Below are 18,838 nucleotides of genomic sequence, written 5' to 3'. Positions count from 1 at the left end.
CGCGTCTCCGCTACACCTGATTGCAGCCCCGGGTGCCGGGTGGGCCGGTCCAGAAACGGAGGACGTCTGCATGAAGGTCGTATTGCTCGCCGGGGGACTCGGATCCCGCCTTGCCGAGGAGACGGTTCGGATTCCCAAGCCGATGGTCGATGTCGGCGGCAAGCCGATCATCGTCCACGTGATGGATATCTACAACCAGTTCGGATATTCGGATTTCATCGTCGCGGCCGGCTACAAGTCGATTCTGCTCAAGCAGTACTTCTCGAATTTCCACCTGGTGACGAATGACATCACGGTTTCTCCCGCGCTGGGCACCTGCGATCTGACGCCCGTGGCAGAGCGGGACTGGAAGATCTCGGTCGTGGACACGGGCGCCAAGACCATGACCGGCGGACGTCTCAAGCGCCTTCGCGACTGGATCGGCGACGACACGTTCATGGTGACCTATTCGGACGGGGTCGGGAATATCGACATCGACGCGCTTCTGGCGTTCCACCGCAGCCACGGCAAGCTGGCGACGGTCACGGCCGTTCAGCCGCCGGCGCGATTCGGCAACCTGGAGCTCGCCGATGACGATTCGGGCCGCGTGAACGAATTCACGGAGAAGGTGCGCAAGCATGAGACCTGGATCAACGGCGGCTTCTTCGTGTTCGAGCCCGGCGTGCTTGACTACATCCCCGGCGACGACGATCCGCTGGAACAGGTGCCGCTGACCAATATCGCCAAGGACGGTCAGTTGATGGCGTTCAAGCACTACGGCTTCTGGCATCCGATGGACACGATCCGTGACCGGACTTTTCTCGACACCCTCTGCGAAGAGGGCACGCCGCCCTGGGCGACCGTACCGCCCTCCAGGATGGAAATGGTCAAGTGACGACCTTGTCGGCCCTCAGCGGACGGCATGTGCTGCTGACCGGGCATACCGGTTTCAAGGGCGCTTGGCTGGCTCTCTGGCTGGCACGTCTCGGTGCGCGCGTCACGGGCGTGGCGCTGCCGCCGGACCAGCCGAACGGCATCTGGACCGCGGCGCGGCTGGACGACCTGGTGGACAGCCGGTTCGCCGACATCCGCGATCCTGCCGCCCTCACCGCCGCGATCGGGGACGTGGACGCGGATGTGGTGATCCACATGGCCGCCCAGCCGCTGGTGCGCGCATCCTACGCCGATCCCGTCGGCACCTTCGCGACCAACGTCATGGGGACCGCCCACGTGCTGGAGGCCGCGCGGCGGATGCCGTCGCTTCGCGCGGCGATCGTGGTCACCAGCGACAAGTGCTACGACAACCGCGAGTGGGTCTGGGGATACCGCGAATGCGACCCCATGGGCGGCAAGGATCCCTACTCCGCCTCCAAGGGCTGCACGGAGCTTCTGACGGCGTCCTGGCGCGCGTCGTTCTTTCAGGCGCCGGATGGTCCGCGGATCGCATCGGTACGTGCCGGCAACGTCATCGGCGGCGGCGACTGGTCAGAGGACCGTCTGATCCCGGATTTCATGCGCGCGGCATTCGGCGATACCGAACTGGCGATCCGCAACCCGCGCAGCATCCGTCCATGGCAGCATGTACTGGAGCCCTTGGGCGGGTATCTGACCCTCGCGGCCGGAATGTTGGGACCGGAGGCGGACCAGCTTGCCGATGGCTGGAACTTCGGTCCCGATCCTGGCGGCGTGGCCGACGTGGGCCATGTCTGCCAGATGCTCTGCGACCGCTGGCCTGGGCAGGGCTCCCCGCGCCTCTCGCTGGCGCAGTCCAACGACGCGCCGCATGAGGCCGGCGTCCTGCGACTCGACAGCACCAAGGCGGCGAGCCGGCTGGGTTGGCGGCCCAGGCTGGCGCTGGAGCGCACGCTCGACATCACCGCGGCGTGGTACGTCGCGCAGGCACGCGGTGAGGACATGCGCGATGTCAGCGACCACCAGATATCCACATACGAAGGAGCGGCGGCATGACCCGTATCGATCAACGGACCGGCGTAGAGGGCACGACGGCTGGGGCCGCGCCACTGCGCGTGAACTACGGACAGACTGTGCATGGCGAGGAAGAGATCGCCGCGGTGGTCGAGACCCTTCGGACCTCTACCCAGATGGGCCGCAACGTGCGCAAGATGGAAGCCGGCGTGTCGAAGCTCTTCGACAAGGCCCACGGGATCATGGTCAACTCAGGCTCATCGGCCAACTACATTGCGATGGAGATCCTGGGTCTCCAGCCGGGCGACGAGGTGCTGACGCCCGCGCTGACCTTCGCGACCACCGTCGCGCCCATCGTCCGAAACGGGCTGGTGCCGGTCTTCGTCGATTGCGCGCCCGGCACGTACAACATCGACGTCGATGCGGTCGAGGAAATGATCGGGCCCAAGACGCGCGCGATGATGATCCCCTCTCTGATCGGAAACCTGCCGGACTGGCGCAAGCTGCGCCAGATCGCGGACCGTCACGACCTGCTGCTGATCGAAGACAGCGCCGATACCCTGGGCGCCACGATCGACGGCATTTCGACCGGCGTCTATTCCGACATCTCCACGACCAGCTTCTACGGCAGCCACGTCATCAACTGCGCCGGGAACGGCGGGATGCTCTGCGTCCGCGACGACGCGCTGGCACGAAAGGCGCTGCTGCTGCGCTCCTGGGGGCGGACATCGTCGCTGTTCGCGGACAGCGAGACCGCGGAGAACCGGTTCGGCATCCAGCTGGGCGGCTACGATTACGACGCCAAGTTCCTGTTCGAGGAGCTGGGCTACAACCTGGAGCCGTCCGAGATCGGCGCGGCCTTCGGTCTTGTGCAGCTCTCCAAGCTCGACACCAACATCTCCGAGCGCGAAAAGAACTTCGCGGCGCAGGCGGCGTTCTTTGCAGAGTACAAGGACTGGTTCATCATGCCGGAGCAGCTGCCCGGATCGCGGACCGGCTGGCTTGCCTTCCCGCTGACCATCCGTAAGGACGCCCCGTTCACGCGCAAGCAGATGCAGATGGCCCTGGAAAGCGCCAATATCCAGACGCGTCCCGTCTTCACCGGCAACATCCTGCGCCAGCCCGCCATGGCCAAGGTCACCTCACGCACCCGCGACGAAGGGTATCCGATGGCCGATGACGTCATGCGCGGCGGCATCCTGCTCGCCTGCCATCACGGTCTTGAGCAGAAGCACCTGGATCACATGCACGCCACATTCAACGATTTCGCGAGGGACTTTTGATGTCACGATCGGCACAGTCCTCCGATCCGGCGTCGTCCGGATCGCGGGAGTTCAACTATGCGGTCCATGGATTGCGCGGCCTCGCCGCAATGATGGTGTTCCTTGCGCATACCCTCAACGGTTTGCGCGAGCATGCCTACGCCGACCGGACGGGGTTCGTGAATGCAAGCGAGCCGTTCTGGAATTTCGGCACCTATGGGGTCTATTTCTTCTTCACCATAAGCGGGTTCGTGATCCTGCCCAGCGTGATGCGCTACGATCTCAAGGAATTCGCGTCACGGCGTTTCTTTCGGATCTACCCGCTGTTTTTCTTCATGACGATCGTGTTCGTCGTCCTGAATGCCATCACGATGGAGATGCCAGAGAACAACAATCTGCTCGCGATCTTCGCCGCGCTCACCTTCATGGACCTCTTCACCCCGACCGTGCAACTGGCCCCGAACGCCTGGAGCCTGACGTTCGAGGCATTCTTCTACCTGCTGACCGCCATGGTGATTCTCTTCACGATCAAGCGCCCGAACAGTTTCGTCGGCGCTGTCGCGATCGTCGCCGCCTTGGCCTTCGCGGTCATCTATCCGGCGACCCTGTACTTCTTGTTCGGCCTTTTGGTCCGAACGGCCTACGATCGTGGCTTCTGCCTGCCGTTGAGGTCGTCCCGCATGATGGAAGCCGCGGCCTTCGTACTCCTCGTGTTCATCGCCTCCCAGGGCCACTTCGCCTACGTCCATGAGGAAATGAGAAATCCCATCGCTTGGGCCACGATCCTGTCCACAGCGCTCTATTTCTTCTTCGCGGTCCGGTCCTCAAGCTTGACCAGCCATATCATGACCATGCGTCCGCTGCTCTATATCGGTACGGTCAGCTACAGCCTCTACCTGGTGCATCCCTACACCTACCTGGCGACCCGGTTGGTCTTTCAGAAACTGGGCCTGTTCACGGACAACATCCTCGTGTCCGGGCTGCTGTTCTTCCCGCCCGTGATCGTCCTGACCATCGTCGCGACACATTTTATCCATGTCTGGGTCGAGACCTGGCCTTACAACGCGGTTTTCAAGCGGCGGGTCTTTGCACCGGAAAACCGTGACGACGCCGCGCAGAAGGTCCCTTTCGAAGGGGTCGCACAGAGCACGGTCCTGACTTCTACGCCGAAAGCTAGCGTGTGATCGGAGTCGACCCGAAGGTCGACAGGCCATGCGCGGTCCGCGGATCCGCACGGCATCCCCGTCCCCAGCCCAGTGCGCGTTTTTCGAGTGCCCCCGTAACCGGCCAGAGTGCCAAGGTCATCTATCGGGAGATGTTTTTGTGTTCCTGAAGCCGAATGCCATAGGGATCTCTCGGCCGGACCTGCTGGTTCGCTGTCGCTGCTGCGGGTCGAAGGATCTGTTCTTGTTCCTGCCGATGGGACTTCATCCCCCCGCGACCGCGTTCGTCAGCCCGGAAAGGGCGCAGGAGCCCCAAGCCGTCTTTCCGCTCGATGCGAACGTCTGCCTGTCGTGCGGTCTGGTGCAGGTCGCCGGCCGGATCCCCGAAACCATCTGCGAGCGCACCTCCTGCGCCCCGTCCGACAACCCCGCAACGAAAGATCGTCTCGAAACTCTGGCGCTGAACACGGACGCGGGGGCGGGCCACGGCCCCGTTGTCGAGATCGGATACAACGAAGTCCTGATACTCTCTGCCGCGAACCGGTCGGGCGCGCGGACGCTCGGTCATGACATTGCAACCGATGGCGCTGCGCCGTGGGGCGCGCCCGCTGTCGAGGTGCTGCAAACCGCCCTGACGGACGTCAGCGCCCGCCGCATCGCAGAGACGCATGGCCGGGCCATGTTGGTCATGACCGCCAGTGCATTCAATCACATCGGCGATCTGCACGCTTTCATGCGCGCCGTGGCGATCTTGCTTGCCGACGACGGGACCCTGGTGATCGAAGTGCCGTGGTGCGCGAAGATCCTTCAGGGCAACCAGTTCGATACCCTGTGTCATGAGCGTGTGTCGGAGCTGAGCCTGCTGTCGATAAGAAAGCTTGTTGCCGCTACGGATATGGACATCGTCGATGTGCAGCTCCTGCCCGTCCATGGCGGCTCCATGCGGGTCCACATTCGCCGGACGGATACCGGAGAGCAGCCCTCCGCCGCCGTGACCGCAGTCCTCGATGCCGAGGCGGCCGCCGGACTGACCGGACGCGTGACATGGGAGGCCTTCTCCGCCCGCGTGCATACGGCCAGGAACGACCTGGTACGCATGATCGATGCCCTCCGCGCGGACGGAAAGACTGTCGTCGGCTACGGCGCGCCGGCAAGGGGCAACACGCTTCTCAACTATTTCGATCTGGGGGCGGACAGGATTGATTTCCTGGTCGACCCGGATCCCTCGAAGCAGAACATGCTGACCCCGGGCACATTGATACCGGTCTACCCGATGGACGTCCTTGCCGAAAAGAAACCGGATGTCATGTTGATCCTAGCCTGGAACCTTCTCGACGAAATCATCGAACAGCAGGCTGCGTTTCGCAGCCTGGGCGGGCAGTTTCTGGTGCCACTGCCCAAACCGCGGCTTATCTAGGTCATGGCGCGCATTCTGATTACCGGCGGCGATGGGTTCATCGGCCGTCATCTCACCGCATCCTACCTTGGGTCCGGTCACGAAGTCGTCGTGCTGGCCCGTCCCGACGCCATGCGGCCGTCCGTCGAAGAACGCAGTGCCCTTCTGACCGTCCTGCGTCTGGACCTCAACGACCGGGACGCACTGAACGCGGTGTTCCACGACCGCCCTGTCGATCTGGTTTTCCATCTGGCAGCCACGACACGCCGGCTGCCACAGGTGGATATGGGCGACTGGGTTGCAAGCATCGACGGCGATCTGCGGCCTTTGGTCAACGTCGCCGCCGCCGCCGCATCATCTGAACGGCCGCCAAGCGGCTTTGTACGTGCCGGCAGCATCGCGGAATATGGCTCCAGAAACGGAAGTTTCTCCGAAGAAGACACCGCCGCACCCAATGCGGCCTACGGCTCCGCCTTGCTTGCCGGAACGTTCTATCTTCAGGCGATGGCCTCGAACCTGCCTTTTCCTGCCGCCACCGCCCGGCTGGCCCTGACCTACGGCCCCGGCCAGTCAACCGCCTTCCTTGCGGCACGGCTCATGGAGGATCTTCCTGCCGGCCGGACGGTGACGATCCAATGTCCGGACGATCGTCGCGATCTGATCCACGTGGACGATGTCGTTGCTGGTCTGCGCAAGATCGCGGGCCGCCCTGGCCTCATCAACCTGTCGACCGGGATCGCACCGACGATGCGCGACCTCGCGGAAACGGTGCTGGACCTGACCGGCGCCGATCCGGGGCTGGTCCGCTACGGGACGCCTGCGGGCTCGCCCAGCATCCTGATCGCCAACAACCAGCGCCTGCGCGACAGGCTTGGATGGCAGCCGGCATTGACGCTGCGCGAGGGCATCTCCAGAACCCTGGCCGTAGAGCGCCGCAAGCCGCGACTTGCCGTAATCGGAGGAGGACACGTCTGATGCTTGAGACCACGAAGGTGACAGTCATCGTCCCCGTTTACAACGAAGAAGACAATGTGATGCGCGCCTACGGCCGCATCGCGAATGTCTTCGAGGCCCTGCCAGAGCATGAGCTGGAGCTGATCTTCGCGGACAATCACTCCACCGATCAGACATTCGCGCTATTATCCACGTTGGCCAAAACCGATCCGCGGGTGCGTGTGTTTCGGTGGTCGCGCAACTGCGGCTACCAAAGGTCGCTCCTGATGGCGTATCAGGCTGCGACAGGCGACTGTGCGGTCCAGCTCGACGCCGATCTGCAGGATCCGCCGGAATTGATTCCGCGAATGCTGAAGAGTTGGCAAGACGGCAACGCCGTCGTCTTCGGAATTCGCAGGGGTCTGCCGGACGGGCCCGTCGTCACCATGTTGCGGCGCAGTTTCTATGCGGTAATCGACCGGCTGAGTGAGGACGATCTGCCCCAGAATGTCGGTGAATTCCGGCTGGTCGATCGCCGTATCCTTGACCAACTTGCGGATCTGCAGGACAGCACGCCCTACCTGCGGGGTCTGATCAGCGCAATGGGCTTTAAACAGACCGGTTTCGAATACGACCGCGACGCCCGGGTGGCGGGGGTCAGCAAATTTCCGTTTCGGGCCATGATGTCTCTGGCGATCGACGGAATCGTGAACCACTCGCTCGTGCCATTGCGGATCGCGACGCTGACAAGCCTCACCGTCGGCACCGTGACCTTCGTCCTGCTGATCGGCTACCTTTTCGGCAAGCTCCTGCTGGGCCAAGACTGGCCGGCCGGTTTCGCGACCACGACGATTCTGCTGCTGATGTCCATAACGCTCAACGCGATGTTCATGGGCATCATCGGCGAGTATGTCGGGCGGATCTTCCAGCAATCGAAGCGGATGAACCGCCCTATCGTAGAGGCGGAACTCAACGGCACCCATGCCGGTCCCACTCGCAGTAAAAGGGCCGACCGTCTGCCGGCCGAGTGACGATTCGTCCGTCGCCCCGTCGGACGCTCCTCCAGCCGGGCCTTCCCCCCACCGGAACGGGGGTGGTCAGGTCACCAGCGAGCGGACAGTGTAAGGCATATACCGGATCCGCGTATGAGATGACCTGCTCCCCGCCGGTCTCTGGGTGATAGCGAGAGTTTGCGGGTTTGAGATTGGTCGTTGGACTGGTCGTTTCGGGCAAGCGATAGAGGCATTCTGCTGCGGCTTACCGTGGTCGATATCGCGCCAGAAAACCGCGTTCCGATCGGCCCGTTGCAGAATGGCCCGGCTCGTCGCCTCCGTTGTCGCGGACCCTGCGAGAAGGTTTCGCGCCGATCCGCACCAGCGCGTCCGGCGCGCGGGCGACACGGGCGCCCTGGTGCCGGCGATCAGGCCCGGTTCTCGCGGCAGCAATCGTCGATCACCGCGAGAATGCGGACCTTGCGAGAGGCGCCGAAGCTGACCGGCAGGCAGTCGAGCGGTTAGCGGGGCTCTGTTGCACAAAGCTTTTAGAGCGGGATGAAATCAGCCTGAATCGATAGAGGATTCACAGGCCTGCATTTTGGTGATTCACTGTTGCCGACCACAAGATGGAGGGCGAGTAGTGGGTAGAGCACTTTCAATGGACCTTCGAGAGAGGGCAATGGCGCGGCTGTTGGGGGGCGAGAGCGTGCGTCAGGTCGCAGCGGCCCTGGATGTGGCTCCGTCCAGTGTTGTGAAGTGGTCGCAGCGTTTGCGTGCGACCGGGAGTTGCGCTCCGGCAGGGACAGGCGGCCACCCGCCACGCAAGATTGCAGGCGGGCATGAGGCGTGGCTTCTGGAGCGGATAACGGAGCCGTTCACACTGCGCGGACTGGTGGTGGAACTGGCCGAGCGCGGGCTCAAGGTCGACTACCGCACCGTCTGGGCCTTCGTGCGCCGCACGGGCTACTCGTTCAAAAAAAGACCCAACTCGCCGAGGAGCAGAACCGCCCCGACGTGAGCCGCCGCCGTGTGCGCTGGAAGCGGCACCAGGGCCGGATCGACCCCCGTCGTCTCGTGTTCATTGATGAAACCTGGGCCAAGACCAACATGGCCCCGCTGCGCGGCTGGGCTCCCAGAGGTGAACGCCTGATCGGGCGGGCCCCGCATGGTCACTGGCGCACCATGACCTTTATCGCAGCGCTGCGTCATGATCGGATCGACGCGCCCTTTGTTTTGGACGGTCCCGTCAACGGCGAAGCGTTCCGGGCTTATGTCGCGCACGTGCTCGTCCCAACCCTGCGCCCGGGCGATGTGGTGGTTATGGACAATCTGGGCAGCCACAAAGGGCAAGCCGTGCGGCAGGCGATCCGTAACGCGAAAGCGCATCTACTTTTTCTGCCGCCCTACAGCCCCGACCTGAACCCGATTGAACAGGTCTTCTCGAAGCTCAAACACATGCTCCGCAACGCAGCCGAGCGCACAATGGAGGCAACGTGGCGCAGGATCGGGACACTGCTCGACCGCTTCAGCCCACAGGAGTGCGCGAACTACCTCGCCAATACTGGATACGCTTCAAGCTTATCTCATCATGCTCTAATCTGTCTACAGGCTGCCCTCTTAAGACTTCAAGACCGTTGTCTATATCGCTCATCGTTGAGCAGCCAGAGATTATCGTCACGTATAAAAGTGGTGCAATCCAAGTAGTTTTCATTTTAGTCCTTTGTAAATCGGCATACACGCAGGAATTGAGTGGCAAAAGCGTTGTCTCGTCAAGTACAATTTGAGAGAGAAATTTGCAGATTCACCTCGCAAACTTCTTGTGCTTCACCCGCGTCGGCTTCGCGGCGTCCTCTCCGAGGCGGCGGACCTTGTCTTCCTCGTAGGCCTCGAAGTTGCCTTCGAACCATTCCACGTGGCTGTTCCCCTCGAAGGCGAGGATGTGGGTGCAGAGGCGGTCCAGGAAGAAGCGGTCGTGGGAGATGATGACGGCGCAGCCGGCGAAATCCTCCAGGGCGTCTTCCAGCGCGCGCAGGGTTTCCACGTCCAGGTCGTTGGTCGGCTCGTCCAGCAGCAGGACATTGCCGCCGGATTTCAGCAGCTTCGCCATATGGACGCGGTTGCGTTCGCCGCCCGACAGGAGGCCGACCTTCTTCTGCTGGGCCACGCCCTTGAAGTTGAACGCGCCGCAGTAGGCGCGGGAGTTCATCTCTGCATCGCCCAGGTCGATGAGTTCGGCGCCGCCCGAGATTTCTTCCCACACGGTGGCACCCGGCGTCAGCGCGTCGCGGGACTGGTCCACGTAGGACAGCTGGACCGTCGCGCCGTACTCGATCTTGCCCGCGTCCGGTTCGTCCTGCCCCGTGAGCGCGCGGAAGAGCGAGGTCTTGCCCGCGCCGTTGGGGCCGATCACGCCGACGATGCCGCCGGGGGGCAGGGAGAAGTCGAGCCCGTCCACCAGGAGCTTGTCGCCCTTGACGATCTTCAGCCCCTCGACCTCGATCACCTTGCCGCCCAGCCGCTCGCCGTTGGGGATGATGATCTGCGCCTTGCCGAGCCGCTCCTTGACGCTTTGGCCGGCCATCTTCTCATAGGCCTGGATCCGGGCCTTGGACTTGGCCTGCCGCGCCTTGGCGCCCTGGCGCATCCAGTCGAGTTCGCGGGACAGGGTGCGCTGCTTGGCCTTGTCCTCGCGCGCCTCCTGCTCCAGCCGCTTGGCCTTCTGCTCGACCCAGGCGGAATAGTTGCCCTCATAGGGAATGCCCGATCCGCGGTCGAGCTCCAGGATCCAGCCGGTGATCTCATCGAGGAAATAGCGGTCGTGGGTGACGATCAGGATGGTGCCCTTGTAGTCGATCAGGTGCTGCTGGAGCCAGGCGATGGTCTCTGCGTCCAGGTGGTTGGTCGGCTCGTCCAGGAGCAGCATGTCGGGCTGTTCCAGCAGCAGCCGGCAGAGGGCCACGCGCCGCTTCTCGCCGCCCGACAGCGTGTCCACGGGCGCGTCGTCGGGCGGGCAGCGCAGCGCCTCCATGGCGATGTCGATCTCGGTGTCGAGGTCCCAGAGGTTCTCGGCGTCGATCTGGTCCTGGAGGGCGGCCATCTCCTCGGCGGTCTCGTCGGAATAGTTCATGGCCAGCTCGTTGAACCGGTCGAGCTTGGCCTGCTTGGCGGCGACGCCCATCATCACGTTGCCGCGCACGTCCAGCGCCTCGTCCAGCTCCGGCTCCTGCGCCAGATAGCCCACGCGCGCGCCCTCGGCCGCCCAGGCCTCGCCGGCGAAATCCTTGTCCATGCCGGCCATGATCTTGAGCAGCGTGGACTTGCCCGCGCCGTTGGCGCCGACGACGCCGATCTTCACGCCGGGCAGGAAGTTCAGGCGGATGTTCTCGAACAGCTTCTTGCCGCCGGGAATGGTCTTGGACACGCCGTCCATGTGGTAGACGAATTTGTAAGCGGCCATGCGCGCGGTCCTTCGTGGGGGAATTTGCACCCATCTAGGGCATATGGCGGCGGTTCGGAAGGCGGGACTAGAGGATCTCGTCCTCGTCGAACATCGGGTCGGCTTCCAGATCGGCGGCAAGCTGGGTCAGACGGTCCTCCGCGTCGTCCACGGGCACGTCGGCGATGTGATAGACGGCGTCGCCCTCGTTGACCACGGGCATGGTGGCGCGGCCCATGATGACGCCGGTCGCCGGCGCCGCGATCTCTGTTTCGGTGGTGCCGAACGGGTCCGCGACGATGGCCAGGATCTGGCCGGCCTCCACATGCTCGCCCACGTCGCGGAACAGCCGCAGCAGCCCGCCGGCCGGGGCGCGCAACCATGAGGACGCGGTGACCACGACCGGAGAGGAGGCGCGGCGGGGCAGGCGCTTGGCCGGGATCATGTCGAGCGCGCGCATCACGCGCAGGCAGCCGGAGGCGCCGATGCGCGCCGACATCTCGTCGAAGCGCAGCGCCTCGCCGGCCTCGAAGAGCAGGATGTCGACGCCTTTCTCGCGCGCCGCGGCGCGCAGCGAGCCGTCGCGCAGGCGGGCGCGGATGACCAGCGGCGCGCCGAAGGCGGTGGCCAGGTCCAGCGTGCGCCGCGCGGAGGCCGAGACGCGGATCTGCGGCAGGTTCGAGCGGTGGATCGCGGCGGAATGCAGGTCGATGCCGAAATCCGAGCGGGCCACGATCTCGGTCATGAAGATATGCGCGAGCCGGGCCGCGAGAGAGCCGCGCTCGGATCCCGGAAAGCAGCGGTTGAGGTCGCGCCGGTCGGGCATATACCGGGAATGGTTGAGGAATCCGAAGGCGTTGACGATGGGCACGACCAGCAGCGTGCCGCGGATCGCATCGGTCTGAGGCGCGTGCATGAGCCGGCGGGCGATCTCGACGCCGATGATCTCATCCCCGTGGACGGCGGCCGAGACGAACAGCGTCGGCCCGTCGCGGCGTCCGTGGACCACATGGACGGACATGTTGACCGGCGTGTGGTCAGAGAGCACGGAGACGGGCAGATCCACCGTCCGGCGCGTACCGGCGGCGATCTCGTGTCCGCCGATCTGGAACGGGGCGCGGGGCATGGAGTGGTTATAGGCAAAGTTGTGCGCGGGGCGAGGGGAAACTGCGGGCAGGGCACGCGGACCGGAATCGGACGCGAATGGTCAGCTTCGATGAAGGTTTTTCGGATGCGGCCCAAAGCGGGAGGGTGTGATTGGGCAGGCCCGTGCCGGAAAACCTCTTGTGGAGGAGGCCCCCGGGGTCCGGTCACAGCCCGCGGGCAAAGCGGCGCGGTGATGCAGGCGGCGGTGTAGCGGCACGGGGTCGAAAGGCGATCACCGGTGCCTGTCGCGCGATCCGCAGGGGACGGCAGGCGCCGGTGGAAGGGTCGTCCTGACTTGACGGAGGTGTGTTGCGCCCGAAGAGCCGGGCTGGCACATGACCGCCCATCTTCCGGACGGAGAGGCGTTCCGGATCGCGGTCGGGGGGTGGATCGCCCTTTCGTCGTGCTGCGGCGTCCCGGCCGTGCCTGTGCCATCCCCTCGCGTTGCGCCGCACCATCTCCGGGTCCACCGGTGCGCGACGGGCCTGGACGCCACCGGTTTTCTCGGGCTGCGACGGTCGGTAGCGGTCGCCCCGCCCGATCGGTGCCCGGATCGTCCGGTTCGCCAAGGCGATGGCCAAGACCCTGACGGGCTGGCGGACGGGCATCCGGTCGAGCCGGTCCGGCGCCCGGCCTGTCGTCTCGCCGCGCCCTGACCTCGGCCGTTGCGCCCAGATAGAGCTGTCTGCACGGATACCGATCGTCTGCCCCCCCACCAGATCCCTCAGTCCGATGTGGCGTCCGCTCAACCGCGAAGGAGCCGCTTCGCGGAGGCGCGGATCATCGGGACGATCACGGAGCAGCACGCCGGGATGCCAGATGCCGGCGTCTGTCGCCGTCACGGGCTGGCCCCGCGACAGTCTGCAAGCCGAAAGCCGGGCATGGCGGCATGGACCTGTCCCGGGCCGCGACGCTGAAGGCGCCGGCGGATGGAAATGCCGAGCTCACGCGCCAAGCGGCGCCGATTCGGCTACCGCCGGATCGGCCTTTTTCTGGATCATCGACCACGACAAGCTGTATCGGCTCTCCCGCGAGGACGGGCTGTCGGTGAAGCGACGAGGTGGCCGCAAGCGGGCTTCGGGCACGCGCACGCCGATGCCACGGGCGGCGCATCCCGATGCCCGCTAACCGCTCGACTGCCTGCCGGTCAGCTTCGGCGCCTCTCGCAAGGTCCGCATTCTCGCGGTGATCGACGATTGCTGCCGCGAGAACCGGGCCTGATCGCCGGCACCAGGGCGCCCGTGTCGCCCGCGCGCCGGACGCGCTGGTGCGGATCGGCGCGAAACCCTCTTGCAGTGTCGGCGACAACGGAACGGTGGCGACGAGCCGGGCCATTCTGCAACGGGCCGATCGGAACGCGGTCCCACGGCACGACATCGACCACGGCAAGCCGCAGCAGAATGCCCTTATCGTGTCATTCAACGGCAGCCTGCGCGGCGAGCTGCCGAACGAGGAACTCTTCGACACCCCGGACGATGCCCGGCGAAAACGGGCCCTCCGGCGCACCGGCGACACTGCCGTCAGGCCGCACACCGGACGCCGCTCTCAGCGCCGGGCGCTTGGGCAATTCGACGGCGCCGCGCCCCCGCGCTTGCCCGACACCACCGGTCCGACAACCAATCCCATCCCCGCAAACTCTCCCTATGACCGGCGGACCGGCGGGGGGCAGGTCACCTGCTCTGGAGATCGGCCCAAGCCATTCTTTCCCGCAGCCGGATTACGGCTCGCGGCGCAAGGCCGCGCCACGCCGCGGTGTCTGGCGCGCTGCCGAAGGCGGCCACGTCGGCGCTGGTGAGCGCGATGCCGACCAGCATCTTCATCGAAAGGCACGTCTGGATCGCGGCATCGCTGTTGATTTGCTGTCGGCCACGCCTGCCGCCCGGCGCATCCCCCTGGTCATCCCGGGGTCGAACCAGATCTTTGGCAAGCCCCTGCGTTTGAGCGCCGGATTGTCGGCCGGCCGGGACTTGGTCCTCCGTGTCGGGGTTGCGGTCTGCGCATACCGGTTGCGCTGGACCAAGAGACGAATCCGGCACGGTGTCTGTAAGGCAAAGCCCTTCGACCGTGTTTCGCACAAGCGATATCGCAGGCGCGCGCGCTCCACCGCATCACGACCCGTCCCGCCCCCTTCATCTTTCCCCAAATATCCCGGGGAGCGCGAGGGGCTGGCCCCTCGCCCCCGGCCCGCTGCCGGGTGCCGTCCGGCCTGTCAGGCGCGCACGTGGCTCAGCAGGGCGGCGAGCCACAGCAGCGCCGCCAGCACCACGGCGAGAAGGACCGCCAGGGAACCCAGGTCCTTGGCGCGGCGCGACAGGTCGTGGCGCTCCGGGCCGATCCGGTCCACGGTCGCCTCGATGGCCGAGTTCAGAACCTCGACGATCATGATCAGCAGCACCGATCCGATCAGCGTGGCTGCGTGGCGCGGCGTCTCTCCCAGCCAGCCGGCGGCGGGCAGGCTGGCGGCCAGGCAGATCGCCTCCAGACGGAACGCCGCCTCGCTGCGCCAGATGTCGGCGAGCCCGTCCAGGGAATGGCCGAACGCGGCGGCCAGGCGGCGCAATCCGGTGGGCGGGGGCGGGGCCATGTCGCGTCTCCCGGGCGTCAGGTGCGGGCGCGGCGGGCGCCGCTGTCGATGGCCTCGCGCAGCTTGCGGTCCAGCGCCCTCTGCTTGGCCTCGGAATAGATCTTCAGCCCGAACATGTCCTTGACGTAGAACGTGTCCACCACCTGGGCGCCGTAGGTCGCGATCACCGCCGAGGCGATCGAGATATTGGCCCCCGCCAGCACCCGCGTCAGGTCGTGCAGCAGGCCGGGACGGTCCCGGGTGTCGACCTCGATGATGGTGTAGATCTCGGAGCCGTCGTTGTCGAAGGCGATGTTGGTGGGCACGCGGAAGTCGCGCTCGCGCTTCTTGATCTTGTCGCGGCTTTCCATGGCGTCGCGGGCGATGACCTCTCCCTTCAGGGTCTTGTCGATCATCCCCTTCAGGCGCGGGATCCGGTAGGGATCGTAGGGATGGCCGTCGCCGTCCTGGACCCAGAACACGGCCGTGGCATAGCCGTCCTTTGAGGTGTAGGTCCGCGCGTCTACCACATTGGCGCCGACCAGCGCCAGCGCGCCGGCCAGCCGCGAGAAGATGCCCGGATGGTCGACCATGGCAAAGCAGATCCGGGTCGCGTCCCGGTCCTCGTCATCCTCGATGTCGAGATGGACGTTGCCGTTGTCGATCCGGCGCAGCAGATGCGCGAAGGTGACATGCGCCTCGGTGCCCAGGCCCTGCCAGTAGGGCGGGTAGTGGCGTCCCGTCTCGGTGCGCAGGTCGCGGGCCTCCCAGTCGGGCAGCGCCTGGCGCAACCGGCGCTTGGCCTCGTTGCCGCGGCTCTCGCGGTTGAGCGCCTCCAGCCCGTTCTCCAGCGCCGCCGCCGTCTCGTCGTAGAGGGTGCGCAGAAGCTGCGCCTTCCAGCCGTTCCAGGTGCCGGGCCCGACGCCGCGGATGTCGCAGACGGTCAGCAGCGTCAGCAGGTCCAGCCGCTTGCGGGTCCGCACCGCCTTGGCGAAGTCGCGGATCGTGCGCGGATCGCTCAGGTCGCGCTTCTGGGCCATGTCCGACATCAGCAGGTGATAGCGCACCAGCCACTCCACCGTTTCGGTATCGGCGCGGTTCATCCCCATCCGCGGGCAGACCTTGCGTGCGATGCGGGCGCCCAGGACGGCGTGATCCTCGTCCCGGCCCTTGCCGATGTCGTGGAGCAACAGCGCGACATAGAGAACCCGCCGCGGCAGGCCCTTTCCGGCGATGCGGGTGGCGGCGGGCAATTCGTCGGCAAGCTCGCCGCGTTCGATGCGGGACAGGGTGACGATGCACTGGATGGTGTGTTCGTCCACCGTGTAGTGATGGTACATGTTGAACTGCATCATCGCCACGATCGGCTCGAATTCCGGAACGAAGGCCGAGAGCACCCCAAGCTCGTTCATCCGTCTGAGCGCGCGGCCCGGATTGCCGTGCTTGAGAAGCAGGTCGAAGAAGATGCGGATGGCCTCCGGGTCGCGCCGGACCTCGTCGTCGATCAGGTGCAGGTTGGCGGCGATCAGGCGCATGGCGTCGGGATGGAGCAACGTGCCGATCCTGAGCGCCTCGTCGAAGATGCGGATCAGGTTCAGCCGGTCCGAGAGTGCGGCTCCGGCGTCGGCGAAGGTCAGCCGGTTCTGCTTGATCGCGTAGCCGGGACGGGTGCGGCGGCGGCGGCGGAACAGCCCGGTGAGCGACGGGGCCTCCTTCTTGTGGTCGGCCTCCAGGGCGCTGAGCAGGATCCGCGTCAGCTCCCCCACGCGGGTGGCATGGCGGAAATAGTCCTGCATGAAATGCTCGACCGCGCGGCGGCCCTTGCCGTCCGCGTAGCCCATCCGCTCCGCCACTTCGACCTGCAGATCGAAGGTCAGCTGGTCCATGGCGCGCCCGGCCGCTAGGTGCATGTGGCACCGCACCGCCAGAAGGAAGCTTTCGGCCCGCACGAAACCGTCGAACTCGTCCCGGCTGTAGGTGCCCTTGTCCACCAGGTCGGCCACGTCGCGCACGTGGTTCACGTATTTGGCGATCCAGAACAGCGTCTGCAGGTCGCGCAGACCGCCCTTGCCCTCTTTCACGTTGGGCTCGACCATGTAGCGCTGGCCGCCCTGCTTGGCGTGGCGCGCGGTGCGCTCATCGAGCTTGGCGGCGATGAAATCGGCCTCCGATCCCGCGAAGAGGTCGGTCCAGAGCGCGGTGTGCAGGTCGGTCGCCAGCCCGGCGTGGCCGCAGAGGAAGCGATGCTCCAGCAGCGCCGTGCGGATGGTATAGTCCTGGCGGCCGAGATGGATGCAATCGCGCACGGTACGGCTGGACTGGCCGACCTTCAGCTTCAGGTCCCACAGGATGTAGAGCATGGATTCGATCACGCTCTCGGCCCAGCCGGTCAGCTTCCACGGGGTCAGGAACAGCAGGTCGACGTCCGAGAACGGCGCCATCTCGGCCCGCCCGTAGCCGCCGACGGCGAAGACCGCCAGACGCTCGCCCTCGGTCGGGGTGGGGCAGGGGTGGAGATGCGCGGTCACCGTGTCGAACACGGTCTCTATCAAGCGGTCGGTGAGCCAGGAATAGGCCGACACGGTCGCGCGGGAGTCGCGCGGATGCGCCGCGAAGGCCGCGGCGATGGCGGCGCGGCCGTCCTGTCTGGCCCGGCGCAGGATCGCCACGGCGGCATCGCGTACGGTGTCGCGGCCGCCCCGGGCGATCCGGTCGCCGATGGCGGTGCGGATGGCGTCCGTGTCGAAGAGCTCTGCCGCCGGGACGATGAGTTCCGGCGGCAGGCGGTGGCGGTCGTCGGGTCCGACCGGCCTAGAAGCCGGCGGCGCCGAAACCTTGGGGCGCTGGGTCAAGGATGACGACCTGGTTGTTCTGGACCTGCGCTACGGCGAGCGCCCGGTCGTTGGTGCCGTCGGGACGCAGGCGGAAGGCGCCGTAGGCGCCGCGGAAGCCCGCGCGCTGGGTCAGCGCCCCGGCCGAGAGCGCATCGCGCCGTCCCTGGGCGATCAGCGATCCGACCGCCTGCACCGCGTCGAAGCCGAGCCCCGCCAGCGGGTGGGGCTGATTGCCGTAGGCGGCGGCGTAGCGGCGCTCGAACGCGGCCGTGGCGCCGCGGTCCGGCAGGGTGAAGAGCCCGCCCTGCAGCCCCGCCAGGGTCAGCGCGCGGGGCAGGGCGTTCCAGCGGGTCAGGCCCAGGTAGCGCACCTGCGACGGGCTGACGCCGTTGGCGGGCAGCGTCTCGGCGATGAGCGGCAGGTCGCTGTCCACATTGGCGGTCAGGAACACCGTGTCGGCGCCGGAGGCGGTGACGGCCTGGCCGATGCGGGGCCCGGCGTCCTGGATCCCGCGCTGGGAGAGGGGGTAGCCCTGGACGGTGGCGACGCGCAGCCCGGCGGAGCGCGCGGCCGCCGCGATGGCGTCGCGCCCGGCCGTGCCGGCGACGTCCTGGGCGTGGACGATGGCGACCGAGCGGCGGCCCTCGGCGCGGGCGAACCGGGTCAGCCGCCGCGCCACGTCCTGGAAGGTCTGGCCCAGGACGAAGACGTTGCCGCCGGCGACGGCGGGATTGTTGGAAAAGGCCAGGACGTTGACGTTCCGGTTCGCGACCACGGGGCTGACGGCGCTGATCGACTGGCTGTAGAGCGGCCCCAGGATGATCTGCGCGCCGTCGTCCAGCGCCCGGGTGGCGGCGGCGGAGGCGCCGGTCGGCGTGCCGGCGGTGTCGTAGACCCGCAGATCCAGCGTGGCCCCGTCCAGCGAATTGGCGGCCAGGCGGGCGGCGTTCTCGATTCCGCGCGCCACGCCGGCGGCGCTGCCGTCGCTCTTGGGCACCAGAAGCGCCACGGTGACCGGTTGCGACGGATCGATTCGCGGCCCGCCGGCGCCGCCCGACACGATCGGCAGAGGCCCGCACGCGGCGAGGAACAGCAGGCCCGCGATGGCGGCGCGGCGGGTCTGCTTGCGGATGGAACCGAGACGGGCGATCATCGCACGACCCCTCATGTGATGTCTGGACTGGTCCGGTTCTATGCAAGCGCGT

13 protein-coding genes and 4 pseudogenes are annotated in these 18,838 nt (G+C 66.2%); 9 read left to right on the top strand and 8 right to left on the bottom strand.

Annotated features, from left to right (window positions below; translation table 11 throughout):
- Positions 1–70: 70 nt before the first annotated feature.
- From rfbF to KW83_RS09815, 7 genes are read left to right on the top strand one after another with little or no spacing between them, the layout of a single operon-like run.
- On the top strand, positions 71–874 hold the full coding sequence (rfbF, locus tag KW83_RS09845) for a glucose-1-phosphate cytidylyltransferase (RefSeq protein WP_036177982.1): 804 nt from the start codon (positions 71–73) through the stop codon (positions 872–874).
- Positions 871–1,947: a CDP-glucose 4,6-dehydratase gene (gene rfbG / locus KW83_RS09840; protein ID WP_036177980.1), complete on the top strand. Its 1,077-nt coding sequence runs from the start codon at positions 871–873 to the stop codon at positions 1,945–1,947. Before rfbF ends, rfbG begins: the two co-directional genes overlap by 4 nt.
- A complete protein-coding gene (locus tag KW83_RS09835) occupies positions 1,944–3,188 on the top strand; it encodes a DegT/DnrJ/EryC1/StrS family aminotransferase (protein WP_235191402.1) in 1,245 nt (414 codons plus the stop codon). Before rfbG ends, KW83_RS09835 begins: the two co-directional genes overlap by 4 nt.
- Positions 3,188–4,351, top strand: coding sequence for an acyltransferase family protein (locus KW83_RS09830; protein WP_036177978.1), 1,164 nt, complete (start codon positions 3,188–3,190; stop codon positions 4,349–4,351). The genes KW83_RS09835 and KW83_RS09830 overlap by 1 nt, the downstream gene beginning before the upstream one ends.
- A 28-nt stretch (positions 4,352–4,379) precedes the next feature.
- A complete protein-coding gene (locus KW83_RS09825; RefSeq protein WP_081904551.1) occupies positions 4,380–5,747 on the top strand; it encodes a class I SAM-dependent methyltransferase in 1,368 nt (455 codons plus the stop codon).
- A gap of 3 nt (positions 5,748–5,750) precedes the next feature.
- Positions 5,751–6,701: an NAD-dependent epimerase/dehydratase family protein gene (locus KW83_RS09820; protein ID WP_036177976.1), complete on the top strand. Its 951-nt coding sequence runs from the start codon at positions 5,751–5,753 to the stop codon at positions 6,699–6,701.
- Positions 6,701–7,690 carry a glycosyltransferase family 2 protein gene (locus KW83_RS09815; RefSeq protein ID WP_051928414.1) on the top strand — a complete coding sequence of 330 codons (990 nt, stop codon included), beginning with the start codon at positions 6,701–6,703 and terminating at the stop codon, positions 7,688–7,690. The genes KW83_RS09820 and KW83_RS09815 overlap by 1 nt, the downstream gene beginning before the upstream one ends.
- 204 nt (positions 7,691–7,894) lie before the next feature.
- On the opposite strand, the pseudogene KW83_RS21455 reads toward KW83_RS09815, so the two are convergent.
- Positions 7,895–8,169, bottom strand: a pseudogene (locus tag KW83_RS21455) (IS3 family transposase); the annotation flags it as partial.
- Between the two features lie 125 nt (positions 8,170–8,294).
- On the opposite strand from KW83_RS21455, the pseudogene KW83_RS19885 reads away from it, so the two are divergent.
- Positions 8,295–9,223: pseudogene (locus KW83_RS19885) on the top strand (IS630 family transposase); the annotation flags it as partial.
- A 232-nt stretch (positions 9,224–9,455) separates the two neighbouring features.
- On the opposite strand, the gene ettA reads toward KW83_RS19885, so the two are convergent.
- On the bottom strand, positions 9,456–11,111 hold the full coding sequence (gene ettA / locus KW83_RS09805) for an energy-dependent translational throttle protein EttA (RefSeq protein WP_036177974.1): 1,656 nt from the start codon (positions 11,109–11,111) through the stop codon (positions 9,456–9,458).
- A 67-nt stretch (positions 11,112–11,178) separates the two neighbouring features.
- The gene (locus KW83_RS09800; RefSeq protein WP_036177972.1) at positions 11,179–12,216 is read right to left on the bottom strand and encodes a succinylglutamate desuccinylase/aspartoacylase family protein; all 1,038 of its coding nucleotides are present in this window, start codon (positions 12,214–12,216) and stop codon (positions 11,179–11,181) included.
- Positions 12,217–12,970: 754 nt separating this feature from the next.
- Here KW83_RS09800 and KW83_RS19880 point away from each other — a divergent pair.
- A pseudogene (locus tag KW83_RS19880) lies at positions 12,971–13,860 on the top strand (integrase core domain-containing protein); the annotation flags it as partial.
- Between the two features lie 46 nt (positions 13,861–13,906).
- On the opposite strand, the gene KW83_RS20940 reads toward KW83_RS19880, so the two are convergent.
- The 5 genes and pseudogenes from KW83_RS20940 to KW83_RS09780 all read right to left on the bottom strand — a co-directional run bounded on the left by KW83_RS20940 (position 13,907) and on the right by KW83_RS09780 (position 18,786).
- The gene (locus KW83_RS20940) at positions 13,907–14,056 is read right to left on the bottom strand and encodes a hypothetical protein (protein ID WP_161785478.1); all 150 of its coding nucleotides are present in this window, start codon (positions 14,054–14,056) and stop codon (positions 13,907–13,909) included.
- Positions 14,030–14,256, bottom strand: a pseudogene (locus KW83_RS21450) (hypothetical protein); the annotation flags it as partial. The gene KW83_RS20940 and the pseudogene KW83_RS21450, both read right to left, overlap by 27 nt.
- 189 nt (positions 14,257–14,445) lie before the next feature.
- Positions 14,446–14,820 carry a diacylglycerol kinase gene (locus KW83_RS09790; protein ID WP_036177970.1) on the bottom strand — a complete coding sequence of 125 codons (375 nt, stop codon included), beginning with the start codon at positions 14,818–14,820 and terminating at the stop codon, positions 14,446–14,448.
- A gap of 17 nt (positions 14,821–14,837) precedes the next feature.
- Complete coding sequence (locus KW83_RS09785; RefSeq protein ID WP_036177968.1) at positions 14,838–17,651, bottom strand: [protein-PII] uridylyltransferase; 2,814 nt, start codon at positions 17,649–17,651, stop codon at positions 14,838–14,840.
- The gene (locus KW83_RS09780) at positions 17,611–18,786 is read right to left on the bottom strand and encodes a penicillin-binding protein activator (RefSeq protein WP_036177966.1); all 1,176 of its coding nucleotides are present in this window, start codon (positions 18,784–18,786) and stop codon (positions 17,611–17,613) included. Before KW83_RS09780 ends, KW83_RS09785 begins: the two co-directional genes overlap by 41 nt.
- Positions 18,787–18,838 lie beyond the last annotated feature (52 nt).

Origin of the sequence: Palleronia rufa (assembly GCF_000743715.1) — a bacterium.
In the GTDB taxonomy this organism is placed as follows: domain Bacteria; phylum Pseudomonadota; class Alphaproteobacteria; order Rhodobacterales; family Rhodobacteraceae; genus Palleronia; species Palleronia rufa.
The sequence above is the reverse complement of the archived record's forward strand: the minus strand, read 5'-3'. Positions and strand labels throughout refer to the sequence as shown.

Bases quoted from the DNA above. Each gene is read 5' to 3' on its own strand.
- rfbF (WP_036177982.1), top strand. From the start codon at position 71: ATGAAGGTCGTATTGCTCGCCGGGGGACTCGGATCCCGCCTTGCCGAG.
- KW83_RS09835 (WP_235191402.1), top strand. From the start codon at position 1,944: ATGACCCGTATCGATCAACGGACCGGCGTAGAGGGCACGACGGCTGGG.
- KW83_RS09830 (WP_036177978.1), top strand. From the start codon at position 3,188: ATGTCACGATCGGCACAGTCCTCCGATCCGGCGTCGTCCGGATCGCGG.
- KW83_RS09825 (WP_081904551.1), top strand. From the start codon at position 4,380: ATGCGCGGTCCGCGGATCCGCACGGCATCCCCGTCCCCAGCCCAGTGC.
- KW83_RS09820 (WP_036177976.1), top strand. From the start codon at position 5,751: ATGGCGCGCATTCTGATTACCGGCGGCGATGGGTTCATCGGCCGTCAT.
- KW83_RS09815 (WP_051928414.1), top strand. From the start codon at position 6,701: ATGCTTGAGACCACGAAGGTGACAGTCATCGTCCCCGTTTACAACGAA.
- ettA (WP_036177974.1), bottom strand. From the start codon at position 11,111: ATGGCCGCTTACAAATTCGTCTACCACATGGACGGCGTGTCCAAGACC.
- KW83_RS09800 (WP_036177972.1), bottom strand. From the start codon at position 12,216: ATGCCCCGCGCCCCGTTCCAGATCGGCGGACACGAGATCGCCGCCGGT.
- KW83_RS20940 (WP_161785478.1), bottom strand. From the start codon at position 14,056: ATGAAGATGCTGGTCGGCATCGCGCTCACCAGCGCCGACGTGGCCGCC.
- KW83_RS09790 (WP_036177970.1), bottom strand. From the start codon at position 14,820: ATGGCCCCGCCCCCGCCCACCGGATTGCGCCGCCTGGCCGCCGCGTTC.
- KW83_RS09780 (WP_036177966.1), bottom strand. From the start codon at position 18,786: ATGATCGCCCGTCTCGGTTCCATCCGCAAGCAGACCCGCCGCGCCGCC.